15 protein-coding genes are annotated in these 17424 nt (G+C 33.4%); 12 read left to right on the top strand and 3 right to left on the bottom strand.

Translation table 11 applies throughout. The features are described 5' to 3' along the window. Positions 1-6: 6 nt before the first annotated feature. The 10 genes from IMCC3317_RS02765 to IMCC3317_RS02720 all read left to right on the top strand — a co-directional run bounded on the left by IMCC3317_RS02765 (position 7) and on the right by IMCC3317_RS02720 (position 11041). Positions 7-1008: a glycosyltransferase family 2 protein gene (locus tag IMCC3317_RS02765; RefSeq protein ID WP_160127982.1), complete on the top strand. Its 1002-nt coding sequence runs from the start codon at positions 7-9 to the stop codon at positions 1006-1008. Then, positions 1005-1784, top strand: coding sequence for an FkbM family methyltransferase (locus tag IMCC3317_RS02760; RefSeq protein ID WP_160127981.1), 780 nt, complete (start codon positions 1005-1007; stop codon positions 1782-1784). The genes IMCC3317_RS02765 and IMCC3317_RS02760 overlap by 4 nt, the downstream gene beginning before the upstream one ends. Position 1785: 1 nt before the next feature. Next, positions 1786-2901 carry a glycosyltransferase family 4 protein gene (locus IMCC3317_RS02755; RefSeq protein WP_160127980.1) on the top strand — a complete coding sequence of 372 codons (1116 nt, stop codon included), beginning with the start codon at positions 1786-1788 and terminating at the stop codon, positions 2899-2901. Further along, positions 2902-3951 (top strand): exostosin domain-containing protein, encoded by a 1050-nt coding sequence (locus tag IMCC3317_RS02750; protein WP_160127979.1) that lies wholly within the window; start codon positions 2902-2904, stop codon positions 3949-3951. It begins immediately after the preceding gene. Positions 3952-4133: 182 nt separating this feature from the next. Next, a complete protein-coding gene (locus IMCC3317_RS02745; protein WP_160127978.1) occupies positions 4134-5201 on the top strand; it encodes a glycosyltransferase in 1068 nt (355 codons plus the stop codon). After that, positions 5201-6517, top strand: coding sequence for a hypothetical protein (locus IMCC3317_RS02740; RefSeq protein ID WP_160127977.1), 1317 nt, complete (start codon positions 5201-5203; stop codon positions 6515-6517). The genes IMCC3317_RS02745 and IMCC3317_RS02740 overlap by 1 nt, the downstream gene beginning before the upstream one ends. After that, positions 6514-7470 (top strand): glycosyltransferase family 2 protein, encoded by a 957-nt coding sequence (locus IMCC3317_RS02735; RefSeq protein WP_160127976.1) that lies wholly within the window; start codon positions 6514-6516, stop codon positions 7468-7470. Before IMCC3317_RS02740 ends, IMCC3317_RS02735 begins: the two co-directional genes overlap by 4 nt. Then, positions 7467-9062, top strand: a complete 1596-nt coding sequence (locus tag IMCC3317_RS02730) for a hypothetical protein (RefSeq protein WP_160127975.1) — start codon at positions 7467-7469, stop codon at positions 9060-9062. Before IMCC3317_RS02735 ends, IMCC3317_RS02730 begins: the two co-directional genes overlap by 4 nt. Position 9063: 1 nt before the next feature. Further along, positions 9064-10032, top strand: coding sequence for a glucosamine inositolphosphorylceramide transferase family protein (locus IMCC3317_RS02725; RefSeq protein ID WP_160127974.1), 969 nt, complete (start codon positions 9064-9066; stop codon positions 10030-10032). A 1-nt stretch (position 10033) separates the two neighbouring features. Next, positions 10034-11041: a glycosyltransferase family 4 protein gene (locus IMCC3317_RS02720; protein ID WP_160127973.1), complete on the top strand. Its 1008-nt coding sequence runs from the start codon at positions 10034-10036 to the stop codon at positions 11039-11041. A gap of 63 nt (positions 11042-11104) precedes the next feature. On the opposite strand, the gene IMCC3317_RS02715 is transcribed toward IMCC3317_RS02720, so the two are convergent. Then, a complete protein-coding gene (locus tag IMCC3317_RS02715) occupies positions 11105-11983 on the bottom strand; it encodes a class I SAM-dependent methyltransferase (protein ID WP_160127972.1) in 879 nt (292 codons plus the stop codon). A gap of 164 nt (positions 11984-12147) precedes the next feature. On the opposite strand from IMCC3317_RS02715, the gene IMCC3317_RS02710 reads away from it, so the two are divergent. Together IMCC3317_RS02710 and IMCC3317_RS02705 are read left to right on the top strand one after the other, a co-directional pair. Beyond that, positions 12148-13425 (top strand): phenylacetate--CoA ligase family protein, encoded by a 1278-nt coding sequence (locus tag IMCC3317_RS02710; RefSeq protein ID WP_160127971.1) that lies wholly within the window; start codon positions 12148-12150, stop codon positions 13423-13425. Positions 13426-13434: 9 nt separating this feature from the next. Next, positions 13435-14832 carry a sugar transferase gene (locus tag IMCC3317_RS02705; RefSeq protein ID WP_160127970.1) on the top strand — a complete coding sequence of 466 codons (1398 nt, stop codon included), beginning with the start codon at positions 13435-13437 and terminating at the stop codon, positions 14830-14832. A 226-nt stretch (positions 14833-15058) separates the two neighbouring features. On the opposite strand, the gene IMCC3317_RS02700 is transcribed toward IMCC3317_RS02705, so the two are convergent. Together IMCC3317_RS02700 and IMCC3317_RS02695 are read right to left on the bottom strand one after the other, a co-directional pair. Beyond that, on the bottom strand, positions 15059-16255 hold the full coding sequence (locus IMCC3317_RS02700; RefSeq protein WP_160127969.1) for an Lnb N-terminal periplasmic domain-containing protein: 1197 nt from the start codon (positions 16253-16255) through the stop codon (positions 15059-15061). A gap of 81 nt (positions 16256-16336) precedes the next feature. Next, positions 16337-17395, bottom strand: coding sequence for a putative type IX sorting system protein PorV2 (locus tag IMCC3317_RS02695; protein WP_228054927.1), 1059 nt, complete (start codon positions 17393-17395; stop codon positions 16337-16339). Positions 17396-17424: the final 29 nt, after the last annotated feature.

The raw sequence follows: 17424 nt of genomic DNA, 5'->3' as shown, positions 1-17424 counted from the left end.
CTAAACATGAAATTCAGTCTCATCATTTGTACATACATGCGCCCGAAACCATTGCAAACACTCTTGCAATCGGTTACGGAACAAAATTTGTATCCTGATGAAATTTTGATTGTCGATGGTTCTACAAATGATGAAACTGATCAACTATTGCAGCAGCATTCATTCAAAAATCTAATCTATTTTAAAGTAGAAGATTCTGAAAGAGGTTTGACGAAACAGCGCAACTTCGGAATCAGAAATGTTGCTGAAACGAGCGAAATTGTATGTTTTTTGGATGATGATACTATTTTAGATAAAACGTATTTTGAAAATTTAATCAAAACCTATAAAATCCATCCGAATGCTTTAGGCGTTGGCGGTTATATTACGAATGAAATTGTTTGGACAAAAATCTCAGATGATAACCAACCAACTTCGAAATCATTTCAATATGATGGTTGGTTTCGAAAAGAATCTTTACGTTTCCGATTGCGCAAAAAATTTGGATTATTAGATGATACAAAACCGTGTATTATGCCAACATTTGCACATGGAAGAGCTGTCGGATTTTTGCCGCCATCTGGAAAGACATATCCTGTGGAAGTCTTTATGGGCGGCGTTTCATCATTCAAAAAAAGTGTTTTCGAAACGATTAATTTTTCAACGTATTTTGATGGTTACGGTTTATACGAAGACACTGATTTTACGTTACGTGCGTCCAAATTTGGAGCGTTATATGTGAACACTTCGGCGCAATTAGAACATCACCATAATGCTTCTGGTCGTCCAAATCAATATAGTTACGGTAAAATGGTTGTCAAAAATGGTTGGTACGTTTGGCGTGTAAAATATCCGAATCCGACACTAAAAGCACGAATAAAATGGAATGTAACCACTTTGTTCTTGGCGTTTCTCAGATTAACAAATATATTTACCCAGCCAAATAAAATGGAAGCATTTACAGAAGCTATTGGTAGAATAGTTGCGTGGTTTCAATTATGGTTCCAAAAACCTCAAATAATACGATGAGTTTACTCAAAAAAATATATAAAATATTGCCATCTAAAGGATTGAAAGAAGCACTCAAAGAAGTGTATTTCAATTGCATCCGAAAGGAGAAATTCAAACGAAAAAACGATGCGTATTCAACAACGTTTTTTGGCAAAATTGAAGTTGTCACAAAACTTCCGATGTATTATGTTGTAAAGGATATCAATAGATACGAGACGTTTTACACCGTAAAAAAAGATGATATTGTTATAGATGCAGGCGCAAATCATGCGTATTTATCAATTTATTATGGAAAAAAAGTTGGTTCCGCAGGAAAAGTATATGCTTTTGAACCTGACAAGATTAATATTGTTGAAATGGAAGCGAATATGGCATTAAATACTGATGTAGAAAATATTCAGATTCAAGAAGAATTGATTTGGAATGAAAACACAAAATTAGAGTTTTTTGAAGCAGGAACTGTTTCTTCCTCAATTCATTACAAACCCGAAAATGCCAAAGCTATTTTAAAAGATGCCATTACAATTGATAGTTTCCAAAAACGTGAACAATTAGCGCGTTTAGATTTTGTCAAAATGGACATTGAAGGTGCAGAAATTGAAGCTATGGATGGATTGGTTGACGTTTTAGAAAAATTTAAACCAAACTTTGCCATCGCAAGTTATCATTGGGTTAATGAAGAACAAACTTATAAGAAAGTTGAAGCTTTCTTTGCCGCAAAAAACTATCCGTACAAAACGGTTTTTTATAAAGATGGAGAAGTCATAACCTTTGCAGGAAATAGCGTTGCCTAACATGAATTTTTTAATTATTACACATGTGTTACATGCCAAAAAAAAGGCAGAATTCTTTGCATACGCGCCGTATGTGAAGGAAATGAACTTGTGGTTAAAGTACGTGGATAATGTCACAATTGTTGCGCCATTATTGCCAAACAAAGAAATTCGCCCAATAGATATTGCCTATGAACACGATCAAATTGATTTTAGACCAATTCCTGCTTTTAACTTGTTAAGTATCAAGTCTAGCTTGAAGACGCTTTTGGTGTTGCCAATTATATTTTTTAGAATTATTGGTGCTATGCGAAAAGCAAATCATATTCATTTGCGTTGTCCTGGAAATATTGGTTTGCTTGGTTGTGTGGCACAAATTTTCTTTCCATCGAAGACAAAAACGGCGAAATACGCAGGAAATTGGGATCCAAATAGTAAACAACCTTTGAGTTATCGGTTGCAAAAACGAATTTTATCAACTACATTTTTGACTAAAAATATGAGCGTTTTAGTGTATGGTAATTGGAAGAATCAAACAAAAAATATCAAATCATTTTTTACGGCAACCTACAGAAATACTGACAAAGAAGCGGTTTCTATTCGTAAATTTGATGGAATTGTAAAGTTTAGTTTTGTCGGTTCGTTATCAAAAGGAAAACGTCCATTATTGGCGGTTCAAACCATTTCTGAACTGAAAAAACGTACTTATAATGTACGATTGGACATTTATGGCGATGGCGCGATGCGAAACGAATTGGAAAGCTATATAGAAAAAAATAAATTACAAGAATACATTACATTGCACGGAAATGTAGTTGCCGAATCTATTAAAGAAGTTCATAAAACGGCTCATTTTACGATTTTGCCATCAAAATCGGAAGGTTGGCCAAAAGTGGTTGCAGAAGCCATGTTTTGGGGAAGTTTGCCAATTGTAACCAAAATTTCGTGTATTCCATATATGTTGGACGAAGGAAATCGCGGAATTTTGATTGAACCAACGGTGGAAAGCGCAGTTGCAGAAATTGAAAATGTGTTGCAATCGGAAGAAAAATATCAACAAAAAGTTGAAAGTGCAATTGCGTGGAGTCGCGTGTATACATTGGATACTTTTGAAGAAGAACTAAAATCATTGTTATAAATGCTCAACGTTTACACAGATACAAATTTTATAAAAACACATTCCATTGGAGAGAAGTTTCCATTGATTTATGCATTGCTATTTGATGAACGAAACGAGTTTACGGAAGTGAAAAATTATTATCAATTAGTTGATTCTATTGAGGAAGCCGAAGTTGCTTTTTTACCATTTTCATGGAATTATTACTTAAATAATAACTTGCAATCAGAGGCAGAACGTTTTGTAAATGACTGTCATACGAATAATTTAAAAGTATTAAGTTACGTTTCTGGAGATGAAGGCGTGATGCCTACAAATAAAGATGTATACGTTTTTAGAAATAGTGGTTATAAAAGTAAAAAGTTACCTAATCAGATTGCGTTTCCTGCTTTTTTTAAAGATCCATTGGTTCATTATATGGAGAAATCAACGCATCAAGTTCGTATAAAAGATGAAAAACCTGTGATCGGTTTTGTTGGGCAAGCAACGCCAAATTTGTTGAAAGTCGCAAAAGATATCGGATTAATCATCTATCGAAATTTAAAATTTCATTTAGGAAAAACGCTTAACGAACCGCAACAATGGTTTGCCGCGCCGTTTATGCGCTATAAATATTTGAAGCGATTAGAGAAAAATACAAAGATTGAAACGAAAATTGTTTACAGACAACGATATCGAGCTGGCGTACGAAAAAATCGTTCCGTAGATAGGACTACGTATGAGTTTTATGAAAATATAAACGATTCCGATTATATTTTCAATTTGCGTGGCGCAGGAAATTTTTCAGTTCGTTTTTATCAAACGTTGGCTATGGGAAGAATTCCTGTGTTGATTGATACTGATTGTTTGTTGCCACTAGAAGGAATCATTGATTGGACACAACATTGCATTCGCATTCCGCAAGGAAAGGAACACGAAATGGAACAGCGATTGTTGGAATTTCATCAAAATTTAACTCAAGAGCAATTTGAACACATTCAAAAAGAAAATAGAAAGTTATGGGAAGAATATTTAACGTTGACGACGTTCTTTGCTCGGATTCATGATCTTATAAGAAATGCTGAATTATAAATGCTAAATGTTAAATTTGAAAGCGGTTCTCGATACCAATTTGTTTCACAAATTCACTCGAACTGACGGTTTTTGTAAATTTTAAATTATGAATGCTAAATGTTGAATTTTAAATTAAAAAGTAATTTCACATAAACACATAAACACATAAACACATAAACACATAAACACATAAACTATAAATGAAAACCCTTCAAGTCATAGACACTTTAGATGCTGGCGGCGCTGAGAAATTAGCCGTTACGTATGCGAATGCCTTGGTGACAGAAGTGGAAGCTTCGTTTTTATGTGCGACACGAAAAGAAGGTTTATTGAAGGATCAAATTGCGAATGAAGTTGGTTATTTGTTTTTGAATCGGAAAAGTACGTTTGATTTTTCGGCAGTAAAGCGATTGGCAACATTTATCAAAGAAAATGAAATCACAATTGTACATGCGCATGCGACTTCGTTTTTTATTGTGTTTTTGGTACGATTGTATTATCCGAAGTTTAAAATGGTTTGGCACGATCATTATGGAAATAGTGAATTTTTAGCCGAACGTAAGTCGTTGGTTTTGAAGATTGCTTCTCGTTGGATGAACGGAATTATTTCGGTGAATCAACAGTTGAAAGATTGGGCAGTCCAAACTTTACATGCAAAGAAAGTGATCTATTTGTCTAATTTTCCTGTGAAGAATGAAAGCGTAAAAGCAAGCACAAAATTGTATGGAATTGATGGAAAACGCATTGTTTGTTTGGCAAATTTGCGTCCGCAGAAAGATCATTTTATGTTGCTGGAAGCCTTTAAAAACTTACTGCCAAGCGATTGGACGCTACATTTAGTAGGAAAAGATTTTGAAGATGAATATTCAAAAAAGATAAAATTATACATTAAAGATCACGGATTGAACAAAAACGTGTTTGTATACGGAAGTAGGGAAGATGTTTCCTCTATTTTATCGCAATGTGACATTGGTGTGTTATCTTCACAATCTGAAGGTTTGCCAATTGCATTGCTAGAATACGGATTGCACGAATTGGCAGTATTGGCAACCGATGTCGGCGAATGTAAACGTGTTGTTTCCGACGAAACGAAAGGATTTTTAGTAGCTTCTAAAAACACAGAAATGTTCACTGAAAAATTGAAATATTTGATTGCTAACGAACAGGGTCGCATCGCGAAAGCGAAACAATTACATGTACATATTCAAGAAAGTTTTGCAGAAAAAGTAATCATTCAACAATTAACAACATTTTACAGCGAATTGTAATGCCTACAAAAAAGGAAATTATCGAAAAACGCTTGGCGACACTGGGAAAATCTACATTTCTAAAGTTGACGTTATTCGTTATTTTGGTTTCCTATTTTTACAATGTAGCCGTATTTAATTATAGTATTACAGGAAATAACGAGTTGCGATTGTATGATTTTGTCGGTATGTTGGTGATGTATCAATTCTATCAAAATCGCGTCATTTTAGGTTGGTTTATAAAACAAGAAAAGTTTTCACATTACTTATGGATTTTTATCCAATGGTGCATGTTTATGATGATTTTCACGTTTTTCATTAGTTATATTACAGAACGACTGACGTGGATTTTACGAACAACTTTGTTTATGTATCATTTCTTGATATTTTACTTCTCCTTTATATTTTTCTTGATTCTGATGCGGAATGTAAAAATATTACGTCAATTGGTGTATTTACATATTATAATGGCTAGTATTGCTTCGTTAGTTGTGTTATTACAACATCTTGGAATTGTAGCGTATTTATGGAGTGAATTGGACAGAAAAGCGTACGGAGGATTTTTTTCAGGTATTTTAGGACCAAATAAGATTGTATTAGGAATGATCATGATGATTTCAGTCATTACATTCATTGGGTTATTTATTCAGAAAGAATTGAAAATCAACAAATTAATCCTAATTTCGGGAATTATCTTTGCAATATTAGGATTAGGTTTAAGCGGTTCACGAACAAGTTATTTAGGACTTTCAATATTTCTACTGTATTTCTTTGTGCGTTCTACGGGAAAATTTATTTACATGTCAATCATTGTCGGAATTGCCATTGGAATTGTTTCTAGCTACAATCCGGAAGTATTTTCTATTGTAACCGATGTTTTTGAAGGTAGAGTTGTCAATAAAATTTCAGATCCATCGTTAATTGCAGAAGGTGATGTAGAGCAATTGTATGAAGATTTAGGCGCAGGACGAAAAAATTTATCCTTGATGTACGTTGATTATTTATTAGAACATATATACATAGTTCCTTTTGGTTCAGGGTTTAACAACTTTATATTAGTTGGTAATTCAGCACATAATATTTATCTAACGTTGATTAATGAAGTTGGTTTGTTAGGATTATTTTTCTACGTACGTTGGTTGGTAAGCTATTTTAGTTTGAATTTTAGACGTTTCCAATATTTAGGAATTACCTTAAAAGGATTAGTGCTCGCCATGATGGTTACTTTATTATTTGGAGAACATCTGTATATTTATAGACCTATTTTTGCTATATTAGGCTTGTTTTTGTTTGCAACCGCAGTATTACTTACCCCAAGATATTACATAAAGTCATGACAAACTTTACCGAACACAAAATAGGTGTCGTTATTCCATACTATAATGCCGCAAATCATATAGAAAAAGTAGTGGAAAAACTGCCCGAATATATTGATAAAATTATCATTGTTGATGATCGTGGAAAAGAACCTATCCCTGATAGTTTATTGTACAAAGATAAATTTGGAGATAGAATTTTCATTGTAAGAAATATAAAAAATTTAGGCGTTGGTGGCGCTACGAAAACGGGTTTTAAAAAAGCAATTGAATTGGAACTCGATTATGTCCTAAAAGTAGATGCTGACGATCAAATGGATAGCAAATTTATTCCAGATTTATTACGTCCGTTACTTGAAGGAAAAGCCGAATATGCTAAAGGAAATCGTTTTAAAGACTTTAAAGCGTTGCGACAAATGCCGTTTACACGAAAAGTTGGAAACTTAGGATTGTCGTTTTTAACCAAAGCCGCTTCGGGTTATTGGAATAATTTTGATCCGACAAATGGCTTCTTTGCGATTAAAGTTGAGTTGCTAAAGAAGTTAGATTTCAAAAATATTCACCGCGATTATTATTTTGAATCGTCATTGATTTCCGAATTGTATTTTCATGAAGCCAGAATCAAAGATGTGCCAATGCCAGCCAATTACGGAGATGAAAAATCGAACATGCAAATTTGGAAAATACCGTTTATTTTTATTCCAAAATTGACAAAAACATTCTTCAAACGTATTCTGAAAAGTTACTTTATTTACGATTTCAATATTGCTTCTGTATATTTAGTATTCGGTTTCCCGATGTTTCTCTTTGGGTTAGTTTACGGAATTTACAACTGGATTCATTACGCTTCTTTAGGCGAATTTACACCAACAGGAACCATTATGTTGATTACAGTTTCATTGATTTTAGGTTTTCAATTGCTTTTACAAGCCATTCAGTTTGACATCTCAAAAGCTCCAAAATCTGTGTCATGAATCGCAAACACGTCCTCGTAATTCTACTAAATATTTGTATTGCATTTGGATATTATTTGGGGAATTTGTCAGCAAACGAAACCCAATTAAGTTCAGATTTACACAACATTATTCCGGTATGTCTCAAAAAAGATGATCCAAGTTTATTTGCAAAAGATTTATTTTGTAATGACATTAATAATGTCAAGTATTACACGCCTTTTTATGTAGAAACCTTACGATTTTTGGCAAAATTCACAGACGGAAACTATGTGCAAGCGCTCAATATATTAACGTTTATCTGTCACATTTTGTTCGGATTACTTTGGTATTTTTTACTATTTAGAATCACGAAAAACTTCTGGATTGCGTTATTGATCTCAGTATTCATGCGTGGAATTATTTGGATTCCTGGAAACGAATATTGGGGAATTTCCGATTTATGGTCTATGTTGCCGCGTGTTGTGTATTACGCAGTTATGCCATTGCCATTTTTGCTGATAAATTTCAAAAACAACACAAAACTATATCTAGCAGCTTTTCTTGCAGGATTATTGTTTAACTTTCACCCAATCACAGGATTAGGTGGCGTTTTGCTCTTCTTAAGTTGTGTGTTATTGCATTCATATTATGAAAAAAAGAAGTTTAAAATACTATTCAGTCAACGGAATTTCATTGTTATTTTGCTCGCTTTCGCGGGAATGTTGCCGTTTTTTCTAACCTATTTTGGCAATGTTTCTACAGCGACAGATTATAGTTTGGAAACGTATCAAAAAGCGCTAGAACTGAAATTTTCTTCCTTTTTAAGTGAACCGACAACATTTTGGTATCAATGGTTGCGATTAAAATATATCATCTACTTTTTACCAGTATTCCTCTTTATTGGATATGCTAAATTCAAAGGAAATCATAAAGATAAAACGAGAAGTTTTTATGTACTGTGGCTAAGCTTAATCGTGTTTATTTTACCAAACCTAGTTACATACGTAGAACTTTTTGTGAATTTAGCGTTCGATCTCAACATTCGCATGTCGTTTCAATTAGTGCGCATTCAGAAATTACTCATCTTAGCATTTTTCTTTTCGGTAGTATTCATACTTGATATTTTCTATAAAAACGAGCGTTTCAAACAGTTATTTCCGTTTCTTTTTGGAGGATTTCTGTTATTGCTAATTGTTTCTAAACATACAATTTTTGATAAAATTCCATTCATTTTAAACGATATTACGCGATGCATTTTGCCAAATTCACTTTCCATCGGAACAATGCAAAACAGTATTGGAGATGAAGATTTAAACGAAGTTTTACTATATATTAGGGAACATACACCAAAAGATGCACTATTCTATGCGCCAGATATTGGGCGTTCCGGCGGAAGACGTTCGGTTGATTTGGATAGCAAAGGCGCAAATATGCTGATAGAAGGAAATCCGAAGCGATTTGTGCAATGGTATGAAGACTATCATGCAATAAATAGTTTGCCAACACGATTAGAAGGAAATCAATTTTTACGTGATTATGGCGTGGAGTATGTTTTAATTTATATAGATTTACCTGAATTTGAATTGCTTTTTCAAAAAGGAAAATGGCGATTGTACAAAGTGACTAAATAACGTGAAAATTTTCAAAAACATCATAGGACTCTTGCTAACACTCGGAATACTGTTTTCGGGCTATGTTGGGTATTTTTATGTGATGAAAAAACCTGTTCCATTCTTCGGAAGAAAAATTACAGGCGCGTATTATTCAATTGCAACCGGAACGACTCAAAATCCATTGCAATGGAATGTTGACGAAGCAAAAGTATTTAATAGAGAAATAAATAATATTCCGTCAAATTTATTGATGGCAGATCCTTTTTTACATCAAAAAGATGGAAAATGGTATGCTTTTTTTGAAATTATGAGCGAGAAACATGCAGATATTGGTGTTGCTGTAGAAGAAAACGGGACGTGGAAATATCTCGGAATTGCGCTTGATGAAAAGGTTCATTTGTCCTATCCTTTTATATTTGAAAAAGACGGAATTACGTATATGATTCCTGAAACAAAGCGTCACAGTCAAGTTCGATTATATACAACGAATAACTTTCCTTTCGATTGGAAAGTGGCTAAAGTATTGATTAAAGACAAGCGTTTGGTAGACGCAACATACCTTGAAAAAGATGGCGTTTCCTATCTTTTTGCAACCGATGATATGTACTTGAGATTGTACGTTTCAGATAGTTTGCATGGCGAATTTACAGAACATCCGATGTCGCCAGTGCGTTCTGGAAATTATACGCGTTCCGCAGGTAGAATTTTTGAGGAAGATAAAAAAATGATTCGTTTTGCGCAAGATCATTTTGGCGGTTATGGACGCGCTGTGTATGGTTTTTCAATTGATTCTATTTCGAAAGAATATTATGAAGAATCTGAACTTGAAAATAATCCAATACTAAAAAATCAAGGAGAAACTTGGGCGAAAAATGGAATGCACCATATTGATATTCATAAATTACCAGATGGAACTTACAAAGCAATTTTTGATGGTTATGGCTTCGGAACAGAGGAAATAACCTTCAGTTTTTCAAATAATTTTTAGCATGATTGTATATGTTGGAAATATCGTTTCAGGTCACGGAAAAACAGCAACTACTGTTGAAACTTTAGGTAAATTACTCCAAAAAGAAGGTTTTGATATTCGATTGACTTCCAATAAAAAGAATAAAATAGTCCGAATGCTCGATATGCTTTGGACAGTTTTTAAGCACCGAAAAAACGTGCGTTATGTGTTGATTGATACATATAGTACAACGAATTTTCAGTATGCATATTTGATGAGTAAATTATGTATTATATTGAAAATCAAATACATTCCAATTTTACATGGAGGAAATTTAGAAAACCGTTTGCAACAAAGCAAATCTAAAAGCGATGCAATTTTTAAAAATGCGCATGTGAATGTTTCGCCTTCATTATTCTTGAAAACTGTTTTTGAACGTTATAATTACACGAATTTAGTTCACATTCCGAATAATGTTGAATTAGCAGATTATCCTTTTAAAAAGCGCGAAAACGTTCAGGCAAAATTATTATGGGTTCGATCGTTTGCCGAAATATACAATCCGGAATTAGCTGTTCATGTATTGCATGGTTTGAAAGCGAACGGAATGGAAGCTTCACTTTGCATGGTTGGACCTGAAAAAGATGCTTCTTTCCAGAAAACAAAACAACTTGCTTCAGAACTCAATGTTGATGTAAATTTCACTGGAAAACTATCAAAACACGATTGGATTTCACTTTCTACGGATTATGACATTTTCATAAATACCACAAATTTTGATAATACACCAATTAGTTTGATTGAAGCAATGTCGCTCGGAATGCCTGTTGTTTCTACAAATGTTGGCGGAATTCCGTATTTAATCGAAAACCAAAAAGATGGAATTTTAGTTGCAGAAAATAATATTTCTGAAATGGTGAACGCGATTGAAGCACTTATACATTCTCCAGAAATGGTTGAAAAACTCACGCAAAATGCGCGTAAAAAAGCTGAAAGTTTTGATTGGGAAATTGTGAAAGAAAAATGGAAAAAGTTGTTAATTCGATGATTTGAAAATGAGAAATAGCGTAATTTTAAAATTGAAAAATCATCAAATTATCAAATCAAAATTCTACGACATTCTCAACAACACATTAATACTTCCAGCTAATAATTCTTCTTCAGTGTAGTTTTCAAAGTCCTTGTGAAGCGTTAATTCTTTGAATTTTTTATACTTTTCAGAAGTTTTGTCACAGGTATCATAATCTAAGGAAACAACTTCAAAACCAGCATTTTTAAAAATGTCAAGGTAATCGGGTAAGCGCAACCGATTGTGATAATCGAACTTGGTGTGGTTTTTTTTCCATGCTTCAGCACTGTATTTTAAAAAGTCGTAATACGAAAGCGAAGAATCGTTGTAAGCTCTGTGATCGCTTGGCGAAATCATGTGTAGAATATGGAATGGTTTTGGCAAGTTTTGTGCAAAATTTTCATGAATTTTCACTAAATCTTCTGGTGGAATGTGTTCTAGTACGAATCTGGAAAAAATTAAATCAACAGAATCATCAGAAATTGAACCTGAGTTTGCTAAATTTTTATTCGGATAATAAGAAATATTGCTTGGCAATTCATATGTACCTTTTTTAGTAACAACGTTAATGTTGAATTCAGAAGAAAAATACGCATTTAATTTCGCAATCGTTTTTGCATCATAATGTTCATTAATGTCATATGTAACAACTTTTGAAGCTTTTGCGAAATAGGTAAAAAAATATGGAATAATTGGCGCCCAACCTGAACCCAATTCGAAAATCGTCTTGTTTTTCAGTTCTATAGTAGCTTTCGCTAGAATTTTTAAAGCTTCATTAAATGAGCTGTCATTGGTCTTGATCTTGTAATTTACGCTATTTCTGTTTAGAAATTTTTGCAATTGATGATACACGCCATAACCAAACTTGTTGGGTAAGATGTCTAACGATTTAAAAATTAAAGACTTGATTTTATGATTCATAAATGAGCTGATTCGATTGCAAAATAACAAATAAAAAATGATTATTCTTAGCTGTTTATTTTTATTAGATTATTTTAGTCAGATGGAATTCGCAAATAATCATTTCGATTGGTAGAAACCAATTGTTAAGGCTTGTTTCACAACAGATTAGCTTTTAAAAAATCATGTTTCACAAACTTATTTTCAATATTGGCGAACGCTTACGGAATCCTTCTATACGGAAGTGGTTTGTGTTTTTAAAACAATCCGAACATTGGTCGATTGAACAGTTAGAAGCGTATCAATTAGCACAATTAAAGGATCTCATTTCTTTCGCGAAAGTAAATTCTGAATATTATAAAGAAACGTTCAAAAACATTGATATTAAGTCATTTACATCTTTAAAAGACATACAGCAATTGCCTTTATTGTCGAAGCAAGATGTGATTCTGCACAACGAAAAAATTCATACAAAACATGCCTTTAAAAAAGTATTTACAGCCACAACTTCAGGTTCTTCGGGCGATCCGTTAGTGTATAAACGGGAAGAAAGTGCCGATTCTTTCAATAGAGCGTCCATATTTAGAGGTTATTCTTGGCATAATGTACAACCTTGGGAACGCAATGGTTATTTTTGGGGATTTGATTTTTCGCGATTTAAACAATTAAAAATCAGTGCTTTAGATGCTTTACAGAATCGTTTTCGTATGTTTGATTACAAAGAAAAAGCATTCAATCGATTTGTGAAAAAGCTGAGAAAAGCAACCTATATTCACGGATATTCTTCTATGATTTATCAATCAGCAAAATTGATTAATGATAAAAAACTACCTAAACCGAAGCATTTAAAAATGGTAAAAGGTACTTCGGAGAAAATTTACGACAGTTATACAGAAGAAGTCCAAAAAGCCTTTGGTGTGCCAATTATCAGCGAATATGGTGCTGCCGAAACTGGAATTATTGCGTTTGAATGTGCAAAAGGAAACATGCATTTGAACATGGAAGGCGTGCTAGTAGAAGAAATTGACAAGCAAATTGTAGTTACAAATTTGCAAATGAAAACGTTTCCCATCATTCGATATCAATTGGGCGATTATATTGAATTGGCTTCAAAAGATACTAAATGTTCCTGTGGAATGGCACATTATATTTTAAACGAAGTTGCAGGAAGAGTAGGAGAGAACGTCTACGGAAATAAAGAAATTTATCCAAGTTTATATTTTTATTACATTTTTAAAAACTTAGGAAAAAAGCATGACATAAAACTTACCTATCAAATTATCCAAAAGGAAAAAGGAATCCTTATATTTAACCTCAAAGAAAATTTAACCAACAAGCATGAACAACTGCTAAAACAAGAGATTTATAATTATTTTTCCGATGATATTACCTACAATATCAATCAAAATGTGAAGAAAAAAGCAGGCAACGGAAAAACTAAAAGTTTTATCTCTTATATTTAGACGAACATTATGGCCTCAAAATCTAACATACATTTCGAAATATCGGAACGTAAACTGCTACTTCGAGTTTTCGATGTAGTTGCGTTGCTTTTTGGCTTGTATTTGGTTTCCAACATTTTCGACTTCGATTACTTTATGATCACGCAACAACGTTGGGTTTGGACGTTGGTATTGATTGTATATTTCTTATTGTTTTCTACTATTTTTGAATTGTATGATTTGCAAAAATCAAGTCGTTTTGAATCTACATTTCAAGGGATTGTACTTTCGGTTTCCATTACGGTTTTGTGCTATTTATTGACGCCTTTCTTAACGCCTGAATTGCCCGTAAATCGGTTACAAATTTTATATTTCTTCTTAGCAATTTCGGTCGCAATCTTTTTGTGGCGTTGCGCTTATATTTTCTTTATTTCTTCGCCAAGATTCTTCAAAAACATATTATTGATAGGAAATACGCAAGAAATTAAAGTAATGTTAGATGCTATTAATTCAAGTACAAACTATTATGAAATTGTAGGCTATATAAATTCAAGTTCTGATACTAGCGTGAAAGCTCCTGAATTAGCTGGTTTAGAGGAAATTAAAAATTTAAATCTTAAAGAAATTGCACAACAAAAAGCAGTTTCTGAAATTATTATTGCAAGTAATGAACGTGAAGAATTGAGTAAACCGCTATTTGATAGTTTGATTTCTTTGCTTGAAACTGGTTTGCCAATTAAAGAATACACACAAGTGTATGAAGAATTGATGTTTCGCGTACCATTACAATATATTGGAAAAGATTTTTATAAATATTTTCCGTTCAGCCGAAGCAATCAAAATAAATTATACCTGTTTTCTCATCGTTTGTTTGATATTGTTTTTTCGATTTTAGGACTGGTTGCAAGTTTGATATTTCTCCCATTTGTTTTGATCGGAAACTTGATCGGAAATCGTGGACCTTTAGTATATACGCAAGAACGTGTTGGGAAAAATGGTGTGCCATTTAAAATTTACAAACTCCGCAGTATGGTGATTGATGCCGAAAAAGATGGCGCAGTTTGGGCTACGAGAAATGATACCCGAATTACTAAATTTGGTGGTTTTCTGCGTAAATCGCGTTTGGATGAAGTTCCGCAGTTTTTTAATGTGTTAAAAGGCGAAATGAGCATGATTGGTCCACGACCAGAACGTCCAGCGTTTGTAAAACAACTTTCGGAAAGTCTTACTTTTTATGAAATTAGACATGTAGTAAAACCAGGTGTGACAGGTTGGGCGCAAGTGAAAACAGATTATGGCGCTTCAGAAGAAGACAGTTTGAGAAAACTTCAATACGACTTATATTATATAAAACATCGAAGCTTATTTTTGGATGTTAATATCGTTGTAAAAACGTTGAGTACAGTGTTGTTTTATCGGGGAAGATAACTTTGGCTTTTAGCTGTTTGCTTTTAGCTTGTTTGTCGGTACGAGTTTTGAAACTCGCACTAGCGGTGCAGGAATGACAACAAAAAACATTCGTGAATTTGTGGCAAAAATATACCTTCAATTATTGAATTTGTTAATCACGATACAATGGATTCCTGCCTGCGCAGGAATGACAAAAAAGAATTTTTTAATCATTCAATGCTTCAATTTTTCAATAAAAAGCGATTTACACTTCTTCCTCCAACCTCAAAAAATAATACGTCAAATACGCATACCGAATGGTAAACATGATTAGTAGAGGAATTGCTGCTAATGCAAACTGCTGAAAATCAATAATCCATAAAAAGAAAACGACTGCGATTAATAGCAATAGAAAAGCAGTATGTTTCCATAATTCTCTGCATTCTTGTGCTTTAGAGAAAAACTTTTTAACAAAGAAAATATTTATCGGGAGCAACCATAAAACGTTCCAATTCATTGCTGTTGCCGTGTGATCGGTTGCAAACCAAAGTAATAGAATGATGATTCCTGCAATTCCGTTTCCGACTAGTAAAACAGCATCAAGCCATCTAGTTCGTTTGTTATTTTTGAAATCTAGGAATGTGATTACGAGAACGATCAACATCAATATAGAGAGAATCACATACGGACTCAATATAGAATTTTTGTTTGCTTTAGCAGTTTCGGGCGCTTTTAAGATGAGATTTGTTTCTTTTACGAATGGAGTTCCCGAATCTCGCATAGTAGCATTTCCGAACGCTTCAAACACATATTCTGGTAGAAATTGATAATCTATTGGTGGCGCTTTTTTATCAATCACCGAACCTAACGCAATGTCAATTCCGAAACTAGACCAAGAGTTATCGTCTAAGTTTTCGTGAATTAAACCTCTAAATGTTTTTTCTTCAGTGATATGATTTTCATTGAAAATGATTTCATCACCAAAGTTCTCTTTTATAACGTCTCTAATTTTTGTTGCGCAATTGTTGAAGAAGAAATCATATTTATAATCTCTGTTTTCTACCTTATAATTGTTTTCTAAAAAGTCAAATAATTGCCGAACTTGTTCAGGAGTTAGATTTAAAACTTGCTCTTTTACCCAACGTTTTTCATATTTATACGTGCGTAAAAAGTTTTTGAAATTGGCACGACCTAATTGATATGGAAGTTTTCCTTGCACAAATTTTAAATAAAACCAATCAGCTTCAAAATCAAAAGTTCCGTAGTTGTAAACGACATCGTACCCAAATACAGGATCTTTTATGCGAAATGCGCTGTGCCCAAAAGATGAGTATAACTCGTTGCCTGAACCGCAGGTAATTATTGAAAATTCAGCTTCTGAGGAAAGTCGAACGTGAGTTGCTTCTTGTCCAAAAAGCATTCCAACAGAAAGAAAGAGTAGCAAAAGTATCGTTTTTTTCATGTGATAAATTTATTGCTTTTATTCGTCACACGGAAAATATCTAAAATTATTTTTTAGTAGAATTTTAAAAAGAAGTTTTTATTATCTAAATAAACTCCAGTCAATTTTTAATGAGAATACATTCGAATATACAGCCGCACTTTGATCGCCAATGTCCGTTAGTGCATAATCTACTTGAATTCCTTTGTATTTAAAACCGATTCCGATGTTTGGTTGAAACGTTAATGATTCAGATCCAAAGTTGTTTTCATTTTGGAAATTTCCAATACCAGCTCTTAAAAACACTAAATCTGTATATGCAAATTGCAATCCGAGAGAAGGTGTAATACTTGCAAACGAAGTAGAAATTAAGTCATTTGTTTCAGCAAAACGCATGTTAAGGTCAACTTCCGCAGTTAGCGAATAATCGTAATTGAATGTAAACGTTCGTGCAACTCCAAGTTGTAATTTTGGAATCGTAATTTCGGTAGTTTCTGGTAAATCTTGTGCTGGAATTTGGTCACTTACATTATTGAATAAATCTTCATCAATGCTCCAAGTATTGAATGTCGTTGTAATATCGCGCGCCATCAAACCAAATTTCCAATCTTTATGTCTAAACTGCAATCCGAAGTCAAATCCAAATCCCCAAGAAGAAGCAAAATCGCCAATAACTCTACGAATTACTTTGGCATTTATACCGTAATTTAATCCTTGAACAGGCATTCTTCGTGCATACGAAAACGTAATTCCGTAATCGGCAGTAGAGAAGAGGCTGATTCTGTTAAAGTCAATATTTCCTTGACTATCAATTAATTGTGTTGTGTTTAGAATATCATCAACTCCAAATCGAATCAATGAAATTCCAAAAGCACTTCTATCATCAATTTGCATCGCAAACGCGGCATAATCATACAATGCAATGTTTGCAAAATAACTAGAATGCATTAATGCCATTTGTTTGTCTTCCAATTGCACCAATCCCGCAGGATTCCAGTAACCAGCATTGACATCGCTAACGTTAGCAACTACAGCATTTGCCATACCGAACGCGCCAGCATCTACACCAATATTCATAAATTCGTTGGAGTATTTAGCGACCGATTGGCTATTTGCCAAGTGTGTAACTATTATAAAGAGGAAAAGGAATTGCTTTTTCAAGAGTGTAATTTTTTATACAAATATGCGAT

It is taken from the genome of Kordia antarctica (genome assembly GCF_009901525.1).
GTDB classification, from domain to species: Bacteria; Bacteroidota; Bacteroidia; order Flavobacteriales; family Flavobacteriaceae; genus Kordia; species Kordia antarctica.
The sequence above is the reverse complement of the archived record's forward strand: the minus strand, read 5'-3'. Positions and strand labels throughout refer to the sequence as shown.